Origin of the sequence: Pseudophaeobacter sp. TrK17 (assembly GCF_042192375.1) — a bacterium.
Taxonomy (GTDB): Bacteria; Pseudomonadota; Alphaproteobacteria; order Rhodobacterales; family Rhodobacteraceae; genus Pseudophaeobacter.
Map to the genome: position 1 here is coordinate 2,992,853 of NZ_CP071700.1, position 15,631 is coordinate 3,008,483.

Genomic DNA, 15,631 nt, shown 5'->3' on the forward strand with positions numbered 1-15,631 from the left:
TGGTTATCCTTTCAGTTTGAAGGTACGGGCGACGATCTCGCCCCATGGGCGGGCCGTCGTCGTCCGGCCGGGTTGCGGGTGATGGGCGACGATCTCGGGTTCGGCCTCTGACCTCAAATCAAGAAGGGCCATGCGGACGTCGTCGAGGCTGGCGTCCTGTTCGAGGAAGCGCCCAGCCATCTGTGGCTGGCCTGCAAGGCGGCAGAGATCGACGACCGCGCAGGCATGGGTGATCGCCTCGGCGCGGATCGCGGCGGGATCGGGCGGTGCGCCATCCGGAGCCGGGACCGGATCCGAAGAGCTGGGCATTTCGTCGCCGACAACAGGTCTCTCGGGCTCAACGGTCCTATTGCCGTTGTTCCCCTCGCCGGTGCTGACGGCAGGTTCGACATCGCCGTCCACGATACTGTCGATCTCTGGGTGCGTGTTTATAACAGTGTCTGGATTGCCTTCGGCAAGAACGCCCTCCGCTTTGGTCGGAACACCCTCCTGGCCAGTGGCTTCCACTGCCTCGACGAGGTCCGGCGGCGCATTGCGGAACCGGCCGATGTCGAACCGCGCGGCCATCCTGACAGGGTCCGCCAGCCGGTCAGCAAAGCCCGCCGCCACCGCATCGGCTGCATCGAACCACGTCTCAGCCGCCATCAGCGCTGCGATCTCGTCGTCGGGCTTGCCGGATTTGGCGGCATATCCCCGGACGAGGCTGCCGGCGATTTTGTCCAGCGCCTCGGCCATGGCGCGCATGTCGCCCGCCGTGCCCATTGCCAGACCCGACGGGTCGTGGATCATCAGGAACGCGTTTTCCGGCATGACGATCTCGTCACCCGCCATGGCGACATAGGACGCGGCCGAGGCGGCAATGCCGTCGATCCAGACCGTGACCGTTCCCTCGTGCCGCTTCAGCGCATTGTAGATGGCCACCGCATCGAAGACTGACCCACCGGGGCTGTTCAGCCGCAGATCGACCGGCATCCCCTCGGGCAGTGCGCCGAGTTCGGCAAGGAACCCTTTCGCCGAGACCCCATAGGCGCCGATCTCGTCATAGATCGCCACTTCCGCGCCCGTTCCCCGGGCGCGGATCGCATACCAGCTTGTCATATTGTCACTCCTGTTCGGTGGCGGGATCGGTGGACGCGGATCCGTCGCCTGTGTCTTCGCCTGTGCCATCTCCGGGGTCAGGCCGCGCGGCGGGCGTTGCTCGTGCGCCCTGCGTTTCGCCGGGGCTCGCGCGGTAGCTCAGCCCCAGATCAGCAACGCGTTTGGCATCTGCCGCATTCTCTCGGTCGACTTCTTCGACGTCATAGCCGGTGGCCTCGACCACCTTGCGACGCGAGGTGATGCCCGCTTCCATCGCCAGCACTTGCGCCTGGATGTCCTTCAGCGGATCGACCCAGTCCCAGCGTGGCGGGATCCATTGCACCGGCCGCGCGACGGCGGGATTGCCGATATCCAGCGCCCCCGACAACACGGCCGTCTCAAGCCAGCGCCGCCAGATCGGCCGACACAGCTGGTGCGCCATCACCCCATGCTGCAGCTGGCCGATGCGTCGCCGGAACTCGACCAGCTCTGCCCGCAGGCTCGAATAGTTTGCCTGGCGCACATCCCCTGTTACGAGGTGGTACGGCAGCCCCAGTGAGGCTGATACCGACAAGAGCGTCCGGTATTGAAACGCCTCATAGCCGCCCCCAACATCTGCAGGACTCGAGAACTTCACATCCTCGCCCGGCAGCAGCACCTGCATCGTGCCCGGCTCGAGGCTCGCAATGGCGGTGCCATCGAGATCGGCCTCGGCCTCGCCCATCATCGGGTCTTCCGGCGCGGTCTTCGTGATGAACCCAGCGAACATCGCCGCGGTCTTCTTCCGGTCGAGTTCGGCGTCGTCGTACTGGTCCAGCAGAAACAGCCGCACCATGGCCGGCGCCACATGCGGCAGGCCCCGGATCTGCCCTGCATCGATGGGTCGGTAGATGTGCAGCACGTCGTCGGCTGGCACGCGGACCGTTTCCGGGATCACAGCCCCCTGATCGGTGCTGTCGCCCGGATGGCGACGACGGAAGTGATAGGCCACCCGGCGACCGATGCGGTCGAACTCGATGCCGCAGCGGATGCGATTGCCGTTTCCCGCCATCTCGGTCTTCTCGAACGGCAGCATCTCTGACTGCAGCAGCTGCAGTTGCAGCGGTACGAGAAGACTGTCCTCGGCGCGGCGTGGCCGCATACGCACGAAGCATTCGCCCGCCACGAACATCTCACGCGCGACCATGGCCTGCAGGCCGTAGAAGTCGGTCAGTCCGTCCACGTCGGCCTCGTCGGTCCATGCGAGCCACAGCTGCTGAACGCTGTCACGCAACGCCGCATCTGCGATCAGCGATGACGGCTTGATCCCATCGCCCACCAGGTTTGACGCAAACGCCTCGCAGGCATTGGCGGCATAGCCGTTGGTGACGACCAGTTCCCGCGACCGCGCCAGGAGACGAGGCCCACCCGAGGCGACCAGCGAATTGATGTTTTCAAGCGGCGGTTGCCAGCCCCGCAAGCGTCGCTTGGCCAGAGCGCCTTCCAGACGCGCGGACACGGCGGCGGGACCGCCGGGGACCCGGCGGCGAAAGTGATCGAACAGCCCCATGGATCAGAGCCCCTTCGTCGTCGTTGCACGCACCTGCCGAACGATCCGTCGTCCCTCTGCAGTCGCAATCTCGCGGTCGAGCGCCTCGATGGCCCGGTCGATTTCCACCACATTGCGATAGTCCACCGTCTTTCCGTCGTAACTGACGCGCGCCACGCCAGAGGAGCGTTGAACAGCCAGGGTCTCGCGGCGGGCACGGAGCTCGGCAGTCGTAGGCATCAATTCACCTCATGTAACTTGAGCGCACGGTTCGCCGCTGTGGTCCCGCGCGCCGAGAAGCGGGCGTGGTGTTTCCCGCCCCGTCCTCAGCCATGTCCTCCGCCGTGATCCCGACCTGTGCTTCCAGATCAGTCCACCGCGCATCGGACCAACGGTCTGCGCCCAATATCCAAGCGGCTGCTCGGGCATAGACCCGACAATCCAGAGCTTCATTGCGTTCGCGCAGCTTCTGCCATTCGAGCCGGGCAAAGCCGCGTTTGGTGCGCACCGTGATCAGTTGTTCGGCCGTGAATTGCTTCAACCACTCGCCGTCTGCCCAGTTTGGCAGATGGATCGTTCCGGGCGGGCAAAGATGCCCAGCCTCGATTTCCTCCCGCGTCGGGCGGTCCTGCCGCAGGAACCGGTAGGTCTCGGTCTTGAAGGTGGACGTGGCGACCGTCCAAAGCCGTGCACCGCGCCGCAACCTTTTACCTGCGATGGTCGCGTCCACATAAGTCGGGCCAGTGACCGGGCTCGAGCGGTTGAACCCCTCGACGCCTTTGACCGGAGCCACCTGCGCGAAGCCGACCTGTCGCGACCAAGCATACACGGCACTGGTCTCGTAGCCCGTGTCGATCGCCAGACGTGCCAACGTCATCTTCTGACCGGAAGTATGCTCCCATGTCTGACCGAGCAAATTGGCCAGTTGCTGCCAGCACGCCGGATCGCCGGGACCGCCCTCAATGACCAAGTGATCGATCAGCCAGCTTTCCAGGCCGCGGCCCCAGGCCCAGACATCAACCTCGATGCGATCCTTCTGAACATCGGCCCCGGCTGTCAGGAACAAGCCGCGCTCTGGAACAGTCCCTCCGTCCCAAGTCTCGCGCCGGTCCGCCAAGCGCTGCCAGTCCGGCGCTTCGCCAGTTTCGACCCACGTCTCACCGAGGATCGTATTGCGGAAGGCCTTTATCGCCTCATCCGATCCTTGCGCCGCGTCCCATGCCCGTACGATCCGCTCCCAGCTGAGCCAGCCGATCGGCGAATAGAGCGCAGAGAGGTGATAGCCGACGGTATTAGGGTCGGCGGCCACGGCCGTCGCGCGCCATTCACCCGCTTCCAGCATGGCCGTCTTGTTATGCTCGGCGATGGGCTGTTCGCAGCCCTCGCAATGATATTCGGCCGTTTCCGGTCGACCCTTTTGCCAGCGCAACCGCTCGAACTTCAGCCACTGCATCGCGCCGCAATGCGGACACGGCACGAAAAACCGCCGCTGATCGCTTGCCTCGAACTCCCGCTCGATCCGGCTCAGCCCCCGGATTGTGGGTGTCGAGACCAGGAACACCTTGCGCCGATGGGCGAAGGTCAGCGACCGGGCTTCGGCCAGCGTGACGGGATCACCTTCCTCGTCGGCCGAGGCCGGATAGGCGTCGACCTCGTCGAGGAAGATGTAGCGAGCGGGCGTCGAGCGCAGGCCTACCGCCGAGTTCGCGCCCGTCATGATCAGGATGCCGCCCGCGAATTCCTTCGACAGCATGGTGTTCCCGGCGTCGCGGGAGCGCGCCGGTTTGACCCGTTCTCGCAGTTCCGGGCTCTCGTCGATCAGCGGATCGATCCGCTGGCGCGAGTTCCTTTTCGCCAGTTCCACCGTCGGCTGGACCGCAAGCATCGGTCCCGGCGCCTGGTGGATCGCAAAGCCGATCCAGTTGTTGCCAGCCTCGGTCGCGCCGACCTGCGCCGCCTTCATGAACACGATCCGCTGCGTCGGATCGCCGGGTGAAAGTCGATCCATGATTTCGCCCATGTAGGGCGTGCGCGCCGTTCGATACCGCCCGGGTTCTGCCGAAGCGCGCCCCGAAAGCATTCGGTGCCGGTCCGCCCATTCGGAAACGGTCAGGTCCGCATCCGGCGTGAGGCCAGCACCCCAGGCGCGCAGGATTTCCGCAGCGCCGTCAAAATCCAGCATATCGTCGGCGTCACCGGAGATCGGGTTTGACCTCGGCAAGATCGTCGAGTTGGGCACGGACATGTTTCTCCAGAACCTTCTGCATTGCTGCTGGCTCGACGCCCAGATCGGCCGCCATCAGCGCCGCCGCTCGCGACGGCCAGTTGACCCAGACGTCGCGCTCCTGCCGCGCCAGCCGAAAGACCAGCGACAGCGCGCGGGCGCGGTCGATCAGCTCGCCCTTCAGCTTTTGCAGCCGGATGCGGCGTTCCTGCGCCTTTAGCACTTCGTTCGCCGTCTTGGCCTGCAGGAACGTGGTGCCGCTGCCGATTTGTGGCGCCGCTAACCCCTGTTCACGGAGCGTCTCGCCGACTGCGGACACTGCCGCCTCCGGGACAGGTTTGAGTTTTGGCTGCGGCGCTTTCCGGGTCTTCGACGGATCGGTCGCCTCGGCGCGCAGGGCATCGCTGGCCAACGCGTCAATGCTGCCATCGCCGTACAGAACCAGCCGCCCTGTCGCCTTGGCCTTCTGGATTGCCCCGCGCGACAGACCGACGCGAGTGGCGTATTGGCGCTCGCTCATACCCTCCATTGCGCCCTCCGATTATCATTCAAAATCATGTGCTTATGTAGTTGATAAGCCTCCGTACCAGAGCGAACGTGGTTCCACGAAAACGATGCAACTCACAACGGAGCCGCCACGATGACCCGCCTGAACCCGATCACCACACCCCGCCACCAACTTCGCGCCGAGAAGGCTGCGCGGAACAAGGAAGCAGCGCTCAACGCCTTCATCGGCAAGAAGGCCGAGATCGACACGATGCTCACCCGCCTGCAGGCGCTCAGCGACGAGCATTTCAAATGCCATCCCGACGAAATCGGCTGGGCTACCGTTGGCAGCCTCGAGCACTACGCGAGCCTCCTGAAGCGCATCACCGACAGCGCCTTCGGCGAAGGCGAACACGCGGAGTGAGCCCGATGAACAGCACCCTTGCAGAGCGTTACAACCGCGAGGCCAACCGCCTTATGCCGCACATGGCAGGCGACCTTCAGGTCGACCCGACCATCAACACCGCGAGCGAGATCGACGAGATCGTCTTCCGCCGCAGCGAATATCTCGGCGGCATGGCGGCCGTCCTGCTCGCCCTGACCACGCGCAACGACTGAGCCGCCACCCGCCGCCTACGGCCCGCCAACCGGCGGGCTCGCCTCGGTAGAAGAGTCCCGCATCCCGCGCGGCTTAGACCCGGAGGCAAACATGACCAAACTCACCGACACCCAAGCCATCATTCTCAGCGTCGCAGCCCAACGCGACGGCCATATCGCTTTGCCGCTACCCGACAGCCTGCGCGGCGGGGCCGCCGCCAAGGTGGTCGGCGCCATGCTCGCGAAGGGCTTCCTCGAAGAGGTCGAGGCCGATATGCGCAACGGCGAGCCCGTCTGGCGCGAGACCGGCGACGGTCACGGCATCACGCTGATCGCCACCGACGCAGGCCTTGCCGCCATCGGCATTGAGCCTGACAGCTCGGAGGTCAAACCGACCAAGGACGCGGCACTCAAGGTCCGCATGCCGCGTGAAGGCACCAAGCAGGCTACCCTCATCGCGATGTTGCGCGCGCCAGACGGCACAACCATCGCGGAAATCATGGAAGCAACCGGATGGCAGTCACATACCGTGCGCGGCGCGATGTCCGGCGCGCTCAAGAAAAAGCTCGGGCTCGAGGTGACTTCAGAGAAGGTCAAGGATCGGGGGCGCGTCTACAAACTGCCCGCCGCCTGAAGCATCAGTCCTATCAAACCATGCCGCCGTCCTTCTTGGGCGGCGGTTCGTCATTTGGCACTTCGCATTCGGATCGCTTCGAACACCCGCCGCAGGGCGAAGGATCGCGCGATGCTCACCACAGTGAAGATCGCGCCCATCTTCAGGTTCTGCGCCAGCGTCGTGTGCAGCCCGAAGATCGGAAAGATCAGGATCTGGGTTACGACCGCGACGCCGTAGCCGACAAATACGTTGGCAACGGACTCGACCAGCGACATGAGGCGCGACTGCTTCATGCCACCACCTCATCCATCGGCCAGCAGTTCAGCTGCGAGAGTTCGCAGCGCATGCGCGGCAACCAGTGGGACCACGCCGTTGCCGCAGAGCCGAAGGCGGTCCACCCGGTGGGCCAGCCCATCAGCGCCTCGACGAATGCTGGGTTCAGCGTCCGGCGTGGCTCGGAGGTATCGCTCCCAGCCATCGGCGTCACCAGGACCTGGCGGCCAAGCAGGCCGTTCACCGGCGTGTTCGCCAATGTCGTCGCGCCGTCCTTGTGATCCCGCGCCGTCGGCGTCATCCACATCTGGCTGGCGCTGGTCAGGTCGGCCGATTTGCGGTTGCCCGCGCTCGGTTTGTTGCCGTCGGTCGCCATCGGCGTCGGCCAGTCCCGGGCCATCCCGTCCAAGCCTTTCTCGTGTTTCCGGGCACCGCCCCGGCTGCGAAAGCTGTCGGTCTGCGGCGTCGGCCACATCGCAGCCGAGGTCGCCAGGTTCATCCCGTGCTTGCCCGCTTCCTGTGAGGGTGTCGGTTTCGTCTGCCGGTTCTCGTTCGCACTTGCCCTCGGCGTCGGCCAGAGCCGCAGCATCTCGGTCCGGTTCCCACCGCTCGAGCGAGTCCCGGAGCAGGCGCGCGGGGTCGGCCAGTTGGTCGTGCTCGCGGTGCGCGAGGATGAAGAGCCGCTCGCGCTTGTGGGGCGCACCGACTTCCGCCGCCGTAAAGAGGCCTGCCGCAAGGCGGTAGCCCATGCCGACCAGTCCTGCGGCGACTTCGGGGAAGCCGAGGCGGAGATGATGGGCGACGTTTTCGAGGAACACGAAGGGCGGCTCGACCTCTCCGATGATCCGCTCGACATGCGGCCAGAGGTGGCGCGGGTCGTCCGCGCCCCGGCGTTTACCCGCGACGGAGAACGGCTGGCACGGATAGCCCGCAGTGACGATGTCCACAGCGCCGCGCCATGGGCGGCCGTCGAAGGTTCCAACGTCGTCCCAGACAGGTGCCGGATCCAGGGCCGCCTCTTCCATCCGCGCCACGAGAATGGCCGCGGCGTAGGTTTCCCGTTCGACATGGCCCACAGTTCGATATCCGGGCAAGGCGATGGTGAGCCCGAGGTCCAGCCCGCCTGCACCGGAACAGAGCGAGAGGCCGAACAGGTCTCCGGCTCCGCAAGCGCCTCCGGAGGAAGGTAAAGCCAGGTCATGCATCGCCTCAGCGTGGGTTCGCCGTCAGATCGGCGAAGGTCTGGCCGGGCCCGTCCAGCACGGCCTCTTGGCCGGTGAACTGCTGCCAGCGCTGGACAGCGACATCGACATAGGCCGGGTTCAGTTCGATCCCGAAGCAGACGCGGCCCGTGGTCTCGGCCGCAATCAGCGTGGTGCCGGACCCCATGAAGGGCTCATAGACCGCCTGTCCGGGGCTGGAATTGTTCAGGATTGGCCGACGCATGCATTCGACGGGCTTCTGGGTCCCGTGGACGGTTTCAGCGTCCTGATCCTTGTTGGCGATCTGCCACAGCGTCGTTTGTTTTCGATCGCCAGCCCAGTGACCCTTGCCGGTCTTTTTCACGGCATAGAGGCACGGCTCGTGCTGCCAATGATAATCGCCGCGGCTGAGCACCAGACGATCCTTGGCCCAGATGATCTGGGACCGGATGTTGAAGCCGGAGGCCTCGAGGCTCTCCGCAACCGTCGTCGCATGCAGCGCGCCGTGCCAGACATAGGCCACATCGCCCGGGAACAGCGCCCAGGCCTCGCGCCAATCAGCGCAGTCATCATTCAGCACCTTGCCGGTGCGTTTGGTCGCGGCCGCTCCTGCCTTGTTGCGCCAGCCGGGATCGTATTCGACGCCGTATGGCGGATCGGTCACCATCAGCAGTGGTGTCACATCGCCGAGTAGACGCTCGACGTCCGTTGCCACCGTCGCGTCTCCGCAGAGCAACCGATGCTTGCCCAGCACCCAGAGATCGCCGGGACGGCTGATCGGGGTTTCGGGGGCCTCTGGAACATCGTCCTCGCCCTCTCGGGACGCGGCATCTGGATCGACCTCACCAGCCAACAGCGCCTCAAGCTCCGCGTCATCGAAACCAATCAGCGACAGATCGTAATCCTCGGCCATAAGGTCGTTCAGCTCGGCCGACAGCAGCGCCTCATCCCAGGTCCCGAGTTCCGTCAGCTTGTTGTCAGCGATGCGATAGGCCCGGCGTTGTGCCTCGGTCAGATGGCCCAGAACGATTACAGGCGCCTCGGTCAGCCCGAGCTGCGTGGCGGCCAGCACCCGGCCGTGGCCCGCGATCAACTCGCCGTCGTCGGCGACCAAGCATGGCACGGTCCAGCCGAACTCCGCCATGCTGGCAGCGATCTTCGCGACCTGGTCCGCGCCATGCGCCTTCGCGTTCTTCGCGTAGGGTTGGAGCCTGGCCAGCGGCCACATCTCGATCGCGTCCGGGGCAAAGCTCAGCGTCATGATGTCGGTTCGCCTCAATCGGGTGGACTCCGGACACCAGCAGCCAGCCTGGACTCCACGAGGGGTCCAGCGGCCATCGGGCGTATCCGGTGCCAAAGGTTTGTTTTATTGTGGTTTTCAGCGGATCTCGGATGGATGCCTGCTAGGGGTGGCTTCCCAAAAAAGCGGCCCTGTCGCTGGCGATATTGCGCGCTTCGCCCCCCCGTATACATTTGGGGCTAGGAAGGACCCGTACAATCGCCCTGCCACCCACTTCTCTCGCGAGTATATCGAACTTTTACCGCTCAGCGCCGGATTTGTCTCGCCTCGCGATGTCTCACCGAAAAATGTCTCACGGAGTCAGAACGGGTTGACAAATGCGCGGTGGCAAGGCCCGACGGACAACAATCCTGTTTGTCAGATCGGCATCTTGCTCGTAGCCTTAGCCTTGGGTTCATGAGGTATTTCGGGAAACATGGTCAATCTCTTCATTTCCAACACAGATAACCGATGGTTCGATTTTCTGTATCGAAGCTCTCCACATTCCGAAGTGAACTTCTGGCAGCCAAGCGCTACAAATTTTCGAGCAATTACCCCCGGCGAATTCTTTGTTTTTCGATTGAAATCACCGCGAAATGTTATTGGGGGCTTCGGCGTCCTATCGACGGCAACCATTTTGCCAATCAAGATTGCTTGGGACGCGTTCGGGCAGGCAAACGGCGTTGCAAGCCTGAGCGATTTCGTCGCGTTCATTCAAAACTATCGAAAAGATGAACGCGTCAGCCCGCAAAGCCTGATCGGATGCAGGGTTCTAACGCAACCCGTGTTCCTCGACGAACGGAACTGGTCAGAGCTTCCTTCATCCTGGTCGAAAAACATCGTTGGCGGAAAGACGTTCTCGACAGGGGAGCCAGAGGGCGCGGCCCTCTGGAACAAACTGGATCAGCTTTTGTCTTCTCATCAGGTTGCAAGCGGTATGGCTGAGGCAGCCGAACGTTTCGGTGGCCCCCATCTAGTCTTGCCGCGCCTGGGACAGGGATCGTTCCGAATCTCTGTCATAGAAGCCTACAAGCACCAGTGCGCGCTGACAGATGGCCGAGTTTTACCTGCTCTGGAGGCCGCGCATATCAAGCCCTATGCCGAAGGAGGGCAGCACACTCGATCGAACGGTATTCTTTTAAGGCGAGATATTCACAGCGTGTTTGATGCCGGTTACGCAATGATTGATGACGACTTCCGCTTTGTGGTCAGCGACAGGGTTAGAACGGTTTTCAACAACGGAAACGAATATCGCCGCCTGAATGGGCAGAAGCTTCGTTTGCCCGACAATCCCACCGATTTTCCAGACAAGGATTTCCTGCGATGGCACGCAGAAAACCGTTTTGAGGCGAGCTGACATCACTTCAAGCTTTAGAAATGACATGTTGGCGTGATAGCTTTTCATGAACGCTTTTTCCGTTCAACCGCCAGACAATCACCGCAATTCCGTACTGCCACCTGCGGTTCGCGGTCGCCCGGCTGATCCCCATCTCCCAGCATATCGGTTTCCACGGCGTGCGTTCGGCGCGCAGCCAGACGATCCGGGCATCATCCCGTTCCAGCCAGCGCAGCCAGAGCAACGCCTCCTCGGCTTCGGTGATCTGGCGCGGTCCCGGCCGGGGACGTCGCATTCGCGGCTCCTGACCGACCTTGTCCGCGAAGCTGTGGAAATACTCGGGCCAGGCGTTGAAGAAGCCCTGCGGCATGATGCCGGGCAAGGTGCGGAAAACGTCGGCGGCGCTCTCCAGCCGGTCCTCCACCCGTGTGGTTGTCCACTCACCCATGACGTGCTTCCCGTTCCAGTTTGCCGTAGAGACGCTCGCCAAGCTGCCGCACCAATTCGCGTTCGGGCCAGGTCAGGCGTTCGTCGTCGATGGCGACGGCCAGCAACCCCTGTTCCTTCCAGCCGTCCCGTTTGACCTCGTCGGGCTGGCGACGATTGCCGCCATAGCCCTTGGGTGTGAAGCGCATTCCGGTCATTGCGCACCTCCGTGGGTTTCCATGGCCCAAAGCAGGATCGCGATGGCATCGGCCTCATTGTCATCAACTGGGCTGAACCCGCGCGCCCGGGCGGCGGCGATCATGGCGTCCTTGTTGGCGTTGCCCTTGCCGGTGGCGTGGCGCTTGATTGTACCGACTGGAACGCCCTCGTAAGGCACGCCGCGCAGCTCGGCCCATGCGGTCAGGGTGGCCATCAGACCGCCATAGACGTGGGCCGCATCCGTGCCCGCGTGGCGACGGACCTCTTCAAACCAGATGGCGGCGATAGGACCGGACAACCGCTCCAACTCTCCCAGCCAGTTCGTGAAGCGCAGGTATCGCATCCCACCACCATCGAACCGGCCGTTGCGGAACGATGCCGTGCCGCTGGTGATGAGGCCGCCCGAGGACCGTAGCGCCCAGCCCGTTGTGGTCCCGAGATCCAGGGCCAGGATAGTCCCCGGCAAAGCTACCGTCTGGTGTTCGCACACGGGTTCAATTTGCCTGTTCGACATGGTCATCTCCATTGCTGCTCGAAAGGTGAAGGGTGCGCGACGATCTGGCCCGCGCGCGGATACCCCACGACGTATGGGATGGGGCCAAACCTGCTGGTTGGCCCCCCATACGTAGTATGGGGGCTTTCATTGTTCGTCCTCCAATCATCGTAAGACACTGAATTTATTCGGGTTTCGAGGACGAACAGAGGTCGTACAAGAGGACGAACATGTTCGACCTCTTTTGGACCTAAGTGATTGTTTTCATTGGATTGAGGACGAACAACGGCGGAGGACGAACATGTTTGTCCTGAGGTCGAACAGAGGACGTACAAGCCAAAATCAGGCATTTTCATCCTCCCGGATCGACCAATCGGAAGGGTCTTCCAGATCCATGCACTGCCCGTTTGAGGGCGATTTGTAGTGGCTCGGAACGACCGGAATGACACTGTCCAGGACCTCCCCGGTCTCCGGATCTATGCGACCCTCACGGCCGAACACCATGCCTTCCGTGCAGAGGTAACCGAAGCGGGACCGAACGACGGAGTGGCCGAATTTTGTGCCGTCGCGCAGGAAGCGGATGTGGCCTTTGGTGGCCAACACATTGATGCGGTCGCGAATTGTGAACTGGCTGCCAAGGCCACGCTGGTTCTCAAACGCCTCGCGGAACTGGGTCGAGGTGTAGAGTTTGCCTTCGGCCGCCTCGTCGATCAGGATCGACAAGATCACATCGCGCTTGCGATCCCGTTCGGCATCATGCTTCGCGCCGACGTCCTGGCGCACCAGCCGTTCGTTCATCGGGTTGATCTCGACCCATTGACCGCCGACCTTATCGATCAATTTGGGTGGCAGCGCGGGTCCGTTCCGAAGCTCGATCTCCAGCTTCCGTTCCGATGCCTCCTCGTCCGGCCGGTGCAGGATCAGACCAGAGGTGTAGAAGCCGCGTAGCGCGCTGGCGCCGGAGAGCGCGAGGAAGGGATCATCCTTTACCTGCTGCTTGCTCAGCTTCTTGGTGTGGTGGATCAGGATCACCCCGCAGTCGTGGTCGATGTGGTCGCGCAAGACCTCGATGCGTTCCTTGAGGAAGAACATCATCGCGGTGTTGTCGTTCTCGCCGCCGCCATCCGGCCCGCCGTCGAACAGGTTCCGGATCGGGTCGACGCAGAGGATGTCGGGCGGTGCCTCCGGAAACGCTGTTTGCACGGCGCGGGCCACCCGCACGCTGCCTTCGTTGTCGAGCAGCATTTTCAGCTTCGGTGTGGCAACGAAGGTGTCGCGCGCGGCGGCCAGCACTTCCGGTGGCAGGGCGATCTGCTTCAGCCGTTCCCGCAGATAATGATACTGGATCTCGGCCTGCAGATAGAAGATCCGCAAGGGCCGTGGCGGGGTGAAGCCGAGGAACGGCACGCCAGCGGCCATGTGAACCAGCCATGAAATCAGCAGGTCGCTCTTGCCCACCTTGGGCGCGCCGCCCAGCACCAGCAGACCGCCCGGCGTCAGCACGCGCGGCCCGATGATGTCCTCAGGCATCGGGCTCTGGTCGTCCAGCAACGCACCGAGCGTGAATGCGGGCATCTCGGCCGGTCCCGGTGCGCCGGAATCCAATCGGATCAGCGGCGGGCCGTATTTCTCGACATGCCGGTTCCAGAGCCGCTCGGACTCGCGCTTGAGCCGTTCGACCGGCCACTGGGGCCGCAGCATCGCGGCGTTGTAGCCGCAGATGCCTTCCCAGCCTTCATCTTTGGTCATCCGACCCTCATGGACCATGCGAATGAAATGGCCGATCGCGGCAGACGCGCCCTCGAAGCGGGACCAGTCGTCTTGCGCGCCCTCGCGCACCGGGGTGACCAGCACATCGTCCATGGCGGGCTTGTCGGGATGGCTGAATTCGGGCTGCAGGGACACGCCTGGCGCGGGCGGCATGTCGGTCACGGCCTCGATGAACTCGGCCAGATCGCGCTCGTGGGCGGCGTTCAACTCGACAATACGCACCTGCGTTTTCAGGCTGTTCTTGTAATAATCGCTGCCCGCGACCCGGATCGGCTGGTGGGCCGAGCGGAAATGCATGTCGCCGCCGACCTTGGCGGCAATGTCGCCGCGCAGACGGCAGACGCGCGCTATGTCTTCCCCCTCGGCAGGCTCGGTCAGTGCCCACCAAACGTGGCACTTGCGTTGGCCCTCGGTCGTCACGCCACCGCTCTCAACCACCATGGTCGGTGCGCCGAGATGGCGCTCCAGATGGGCCCGCTTGGCGTCGATATCGCCGGTGTCCAGATCAACGACCACGGTCTGCATCTGCAGGATCTCAGCGGCCTTGGCCTGGCCGGACGCGGCCACAGTGCCGGGGATCACATAGACTGCCGCGCCCTCGCGCGACGCCCATGTCGCGAAGGTGGCCATCTTCTCCGGGGCGGCCTGATCCGCCTCCAGCCAGATATTGTGCGGGCGGCCATCGATGCCCTGGCCCTTGTCGATGAAACTGCGGACCGGGATCAGCCCGTCGCAATAGCCGAAGACGACCTGCATGAACTGGGCGATCTGTGCAGGGTCAGGCTCGTCGCCAAACACGTCTGTCTGCGGGGCCGCGTCGTTGAAATCGCGCCATGGATTGAAGTGGAGGATGTTTTCTTTGACCTCATCAGGCACCGTGTCGTCGCGCATGGGGGTGTCCTGGTTGGGATCTGATGGATCGGTGGGCTCATCGGTCATGTGGCCAGCCCCCAGCACCGCTCGGTATGGGCGCAGAACCGGCACTCGAAAAAGTCGCGACTGGAGGCGATGCGGGGCAGCAGCTCACCCGCGTCGGTCGCCTGCAGAATCCGCACGGCGCGGTCGGACATGCGCTGCGCCAAATCGGCATCGAAGGGGACGAGCTCGTGATGCAGCTCGGCCGTGTCCTTGTTGATTGCCGTGAACAGCGCCGGTACGGACGAAATTCCCGGCACCGAGGGCTCCATATAGGCCTGATAGATGGCGATCTGGGCTGCATAGACGGGCTTGGAAATCGTGACGCCCTCCTTGATGCAAGCGCGCCAGTTCTTCGCGTTCATGGTCTTGCACTCCCAGAGCGCCGGGGCGCGCAGACCAAGTGCTGTCGGGGCATCGGCGATGATCCCGTCGACATGGCCCCGGATGCGACCGCCCGCGACGGAGAAGCCGAACTGGCCGCCATCGCGTTTTTGGGTCACCAGATCGATCCCGGCCGCGCGCAGCCAGCGGATCGCCAGATCCTCGAGTTGATGACCAATCGCGAAGATCCGCAGCGTCTGCCCGCCGAAGTCGGCACCCTCATCCTTGGGCGCACCGGCAAACTCGAACTGCAGCGCGCGTTCGCAGGCATGCCCGAGACGGGATGCCCCGAGATAGGTCCGGGACGGCGTGGCTTCCCGCTCGGCGATGAGCGCGGCGTCGACCAGCGCGTTGATCCGCTCGGCCATGGAAGGGCGGTGATTGAAATCCAATGTCAAAACGGGATCTCCGGCGTGTTTGATTTGGCGATGTCGGCCATGGCCTCGCGGAAGCCCTCGACGGCCTCTTCGATAAGGGCGCGCACCTGTGCCTCCGTCAGATCGGCAAATGCGGTCTGCCAGCCGATCTCATCCATCAGCAGCGCGACACGTTTCATTGTGGCGGTGACGGCGGCGCGTTCTTCTTCGGACAGATCAACCATGGCAAAACGCTCCCGCGCCAAACGCGTCCAGAAGCCTTGGCAGGGCATCGAGCAGAACCAGACCGACGGCCGGGGTCGTTTCGACCGGGCCGGATCGCGCCAGCCAAAACCACGCGTGGGTTGTCGGCAAACGGCACAGAGCGTTCCACGCGGATGCCAGAGACGCCGCCGCTCCTCGGCCGTTATGGGGGTTGAAGATGTCATG

At 63.7% G+C, this 15,631-nt stretch carries 18 protein-coding genes and 1 pseudogene; 4 read left to right on the plus strand and 15 right to left on the minus strand.

Annotated elements, in window-relative coordinates; translation table 11 throughout:
- Positions 1–3: 3 nt before the first annotated feature.
- Genes JZI28_RS14110 through JZI28_RS14130 form a run of 5 tightly spaced genes read right to left on the minus strand, consistent with a single transcriptional unit; the run spans position 4 to position 5,358 of the window.
- Positions 4–1,098: a head maturation protease, ClpP-related gene (locus tag JZI28_RS14110; protein WP_170846692.1), complete on the minus strand. Its 1,095-nt coding sequence runs from the start codon at positions 1,096–1,098 to the stop codon at positions 4–6.
- 4 nt (positions 1,099–1,102) lie between these two features.
- Positions 1,103–2,626: a phage portal protein gene (locus tag JZI28_RS14115; RefSeq protein WP_375698011.1), complete on the minus strand. Its 1,524-nt coding sequence runs from the start codon at positions 2,624–2,626 to the stop codon at positions 1,103–1,105.
- A 3-nt stretch (positions 2,627–2,629) separates the two neighbouring features.
- Positions 2,630–2,845, minus strand: coding sequence for a phage head-tail joining protein (locus tag JZI28_RS14120; protein ID WP_375698012.1), 216 nt, complete (start codon positions 2,843–2,845; stop codon positions 2,630–2,632).
- A gap of 4 nt (positions 2,846–2,849) precedes the next feature.
- A complete protein-coding gene (locus tag JZI28_RS14125) occupies positions 2,850–4,850 on the minus strand; it encodes a phage terminase large subunit family protein (RefSeq protein ID WP_093321788.1) in 2,001 nt (666 codons plus the stop codon).
- Positions 4,798–5,358, minus strand: a complete 561-nt coding sequence (locus JZI28_RS14130) for a hypothetical protein (RefSeq protein ID WP_375698013.1) — start codon at positions 5,356–5,358, stop codon at positions 4,798–4,800. Before JZI28_RS14130 ends, JZI28_RS14125 begins: the two co-directional genes overlap by 53 nt.
- A gap of 111 nt (positions 5,359–5,469) precedes the next feature.
- On the opposite strand from JZI28_RS14130, the gene JZI28_RS14135 reads away from it, so the two are divergent.
- From JZI28_RS14135 to JZI28_RS14145, 3 genes are all read left to right on the plus strand, one after another.
- Positions 5,470–5,739, plus strand: a complete 270-nt coding sequence (locus tag JZI28_RS14135; RefSeq protein ID WP_375698014.1) for a hypothetical protein — start codon at positions 5,470–5,472, stop codon at positions 5,737–5,739.
- Between the two features lie 5 nt (positions 5,740–5,744).
- Positions 5,745–5,933, plus strand: a complete 189-nt coding sequence (locus JZI28_RS14140; RefSeq protein WP_375698015.1) for a hypothetical protein — start codon at positions 5,745–5,747, stop codon at positions 5,931–5,933.
- A 91-nt stretch (positions 5,934–6,024) separates the two neighbouring features.
- Positions 6,025–6,546, plus strand: coding sequence for a DUF3489 domain-containing protein (locus JZI28_RS14145; RefSeq protein ID WP_375698016.1), 522 nt, complete (start codon positions 6,025–6,027; stop codon positions 6,544–6,546).
- Positions 6,547–6,596: 50 nt separating this feature from the next.
- On the opposite strand, the gene JZI28_RS14150 is transcribed toward JZI28_RS14145, so the two are convergent.
- The 4 genes and pseudogenes from JZI28_RS14150 to JZI28_RS14165 all read right to left on the minus strand — a co-directional run bounded on the left by JZI28_RS14150 (position 6,597) and on the right by JZI28_RS14165 (position 9,264).
- Positions 6,597–6,821, minus strand: a complete 225-nt coding sequence (locus tag JZI28_RS14150; protein ID WP_037207621.1) for a hypothetical protein — start codon at positions 6,819–6,821, stop codon at positions 6,597–6,599.
- Positions 6,818–7,300 (minus strand): hypothetical protein, encoded by a 483-nt coding sequence (locus tag JZI28_RS14155; RefSeq protein WP_375700137.1) that lies wholly within the window; start codon positions 7,298–7,300, stop codon positions 6,818–6,820. Before JZI28_RS14155 ends, JZI28_RS14150 begins: the two co-directional genes overlap by 4 nt.
- A 202-nt stretch (positions 7,301–7,502) precedes the next feature.
- Positions 7,503–8,006 (minus strand): annotated as a pseudogene (locus tag JZI28_RS14160) (DNA cytosine methyltransferase); the annotation flags it as partial.
- Positions 8,007–8,010: 4 nt separating this feature from the next.
- Positions 8,011–9,264 (minus strand): site-specific DNA-methyltransferase, encoded by a 1,254-nt coding sequence (locus JZI28_RS14165; RefSeq protein ID WP_375698017.1) that lies wholly within the window; start codon positions 9,262–9,264, stop codon positions 8,011–8,013.
- Between the two features lie 454 nt (positions 9,265–9,718).
- Between JZI28_RS14165 and JZI28_RS14170 the strand changes: the two genes are divergently transcribed.
- The gene (locus JZI28_RS14170; protein ID WP_375698018.1) at positions 9,719–10,639 is read left to right on the plus strand and encodes an HNH endonuclease; all 921 of its coding nucleotides are present in this window, start codon (positions 9,719–9,721) and stop codon (positions 10,637–10,639) included.
- 7 nt (positions 10,640–10,646) lie between these two features.
- Here the strand turns inward: JZI28_RS14170 and JZI28_RS14175 are convergent, their stop codons facing one another.
- The 6 genes from JZI28_RS14175 to JZI28_RS14200 all read right to left on the minus strand — a co-directional run bounded on the left by JZI28_RS14175 (position 10,647) and on the right by JZI28_RS14200 (position 15,630).
- Positions 10,647–11,066, minus strand: a complete 420-nt coding sequence (locus tag JZI28_RS14175; protein WP_375698019.1) for a DUF6362 family protein — start codon at positions 11,064–11,066, stop codon at positions 10,647–10,649.
- Positions 11,059–11,253, minus strand: a complete 195-nt coding sequence (locus JZI28_RS14180; protein ID WP_375700105.1) for a hypothetical protein — start codon at positions 11,251–11,253, stop codon at positions 11,059–11,061. The genes JZI28_RS14175 and JZI28_RS14180 overlap by 8 nt, the downstream gene beginning before the upstream one ends.
- Before the next feature lie 5 nt (positions 11,254–11,258).
- Positions 11,259–11,729, minus strand: coding sequence for a crossover junction endodeoxyribonuclease RuvC (locus JZI28_RS14185; RefSeq protein ID WP_375698020.1), 471 nt, complete (start codon positions 11,727–11,729; stop codon positions 11,259–11,261).
- A 369-nt stretch (positions 11,730–12,098) separates the two neighbouring features.
- The gene (locus JZI28_RS14190) at positions 12,099–14,465 is read right to left on the minus strand and encodes an AAA family ATPase (RefSeq protein ID WP_375698021.1); all 2,367 of its coding nucleotides are present in this window, start codon (positions 14,463–14,465) and stop codon (positions 12,099–12,101) included.
- Positions 14,462–15,223, minus strand: coding sequence for a hypothetical protein (locus JZI28_RS14195; protein WP_375698022.1), 762 nt, complete (start codon positions 15,221–15,223; stop codon positions 14,462–14,464). Before JZI28_RS14195 ends, JZI28_RS14190 begins: the two co-directional genes overlap by 4 nt.
- Entirely contained in the window at positions 15,220–15,630 is a 411-nt protein-coding gene (locus JZI28_RS14200) for a DUF6511 domain-containing protein (protein ID WP_375698023.1), read from the minus strand. The genes JZI28_RS14195 and JZI28_RS14200 overlap by 4 nt, the downstream gene beginning before the upstream one ends.
- Position 15,631 lies beyond the last annotated feature (1 nt).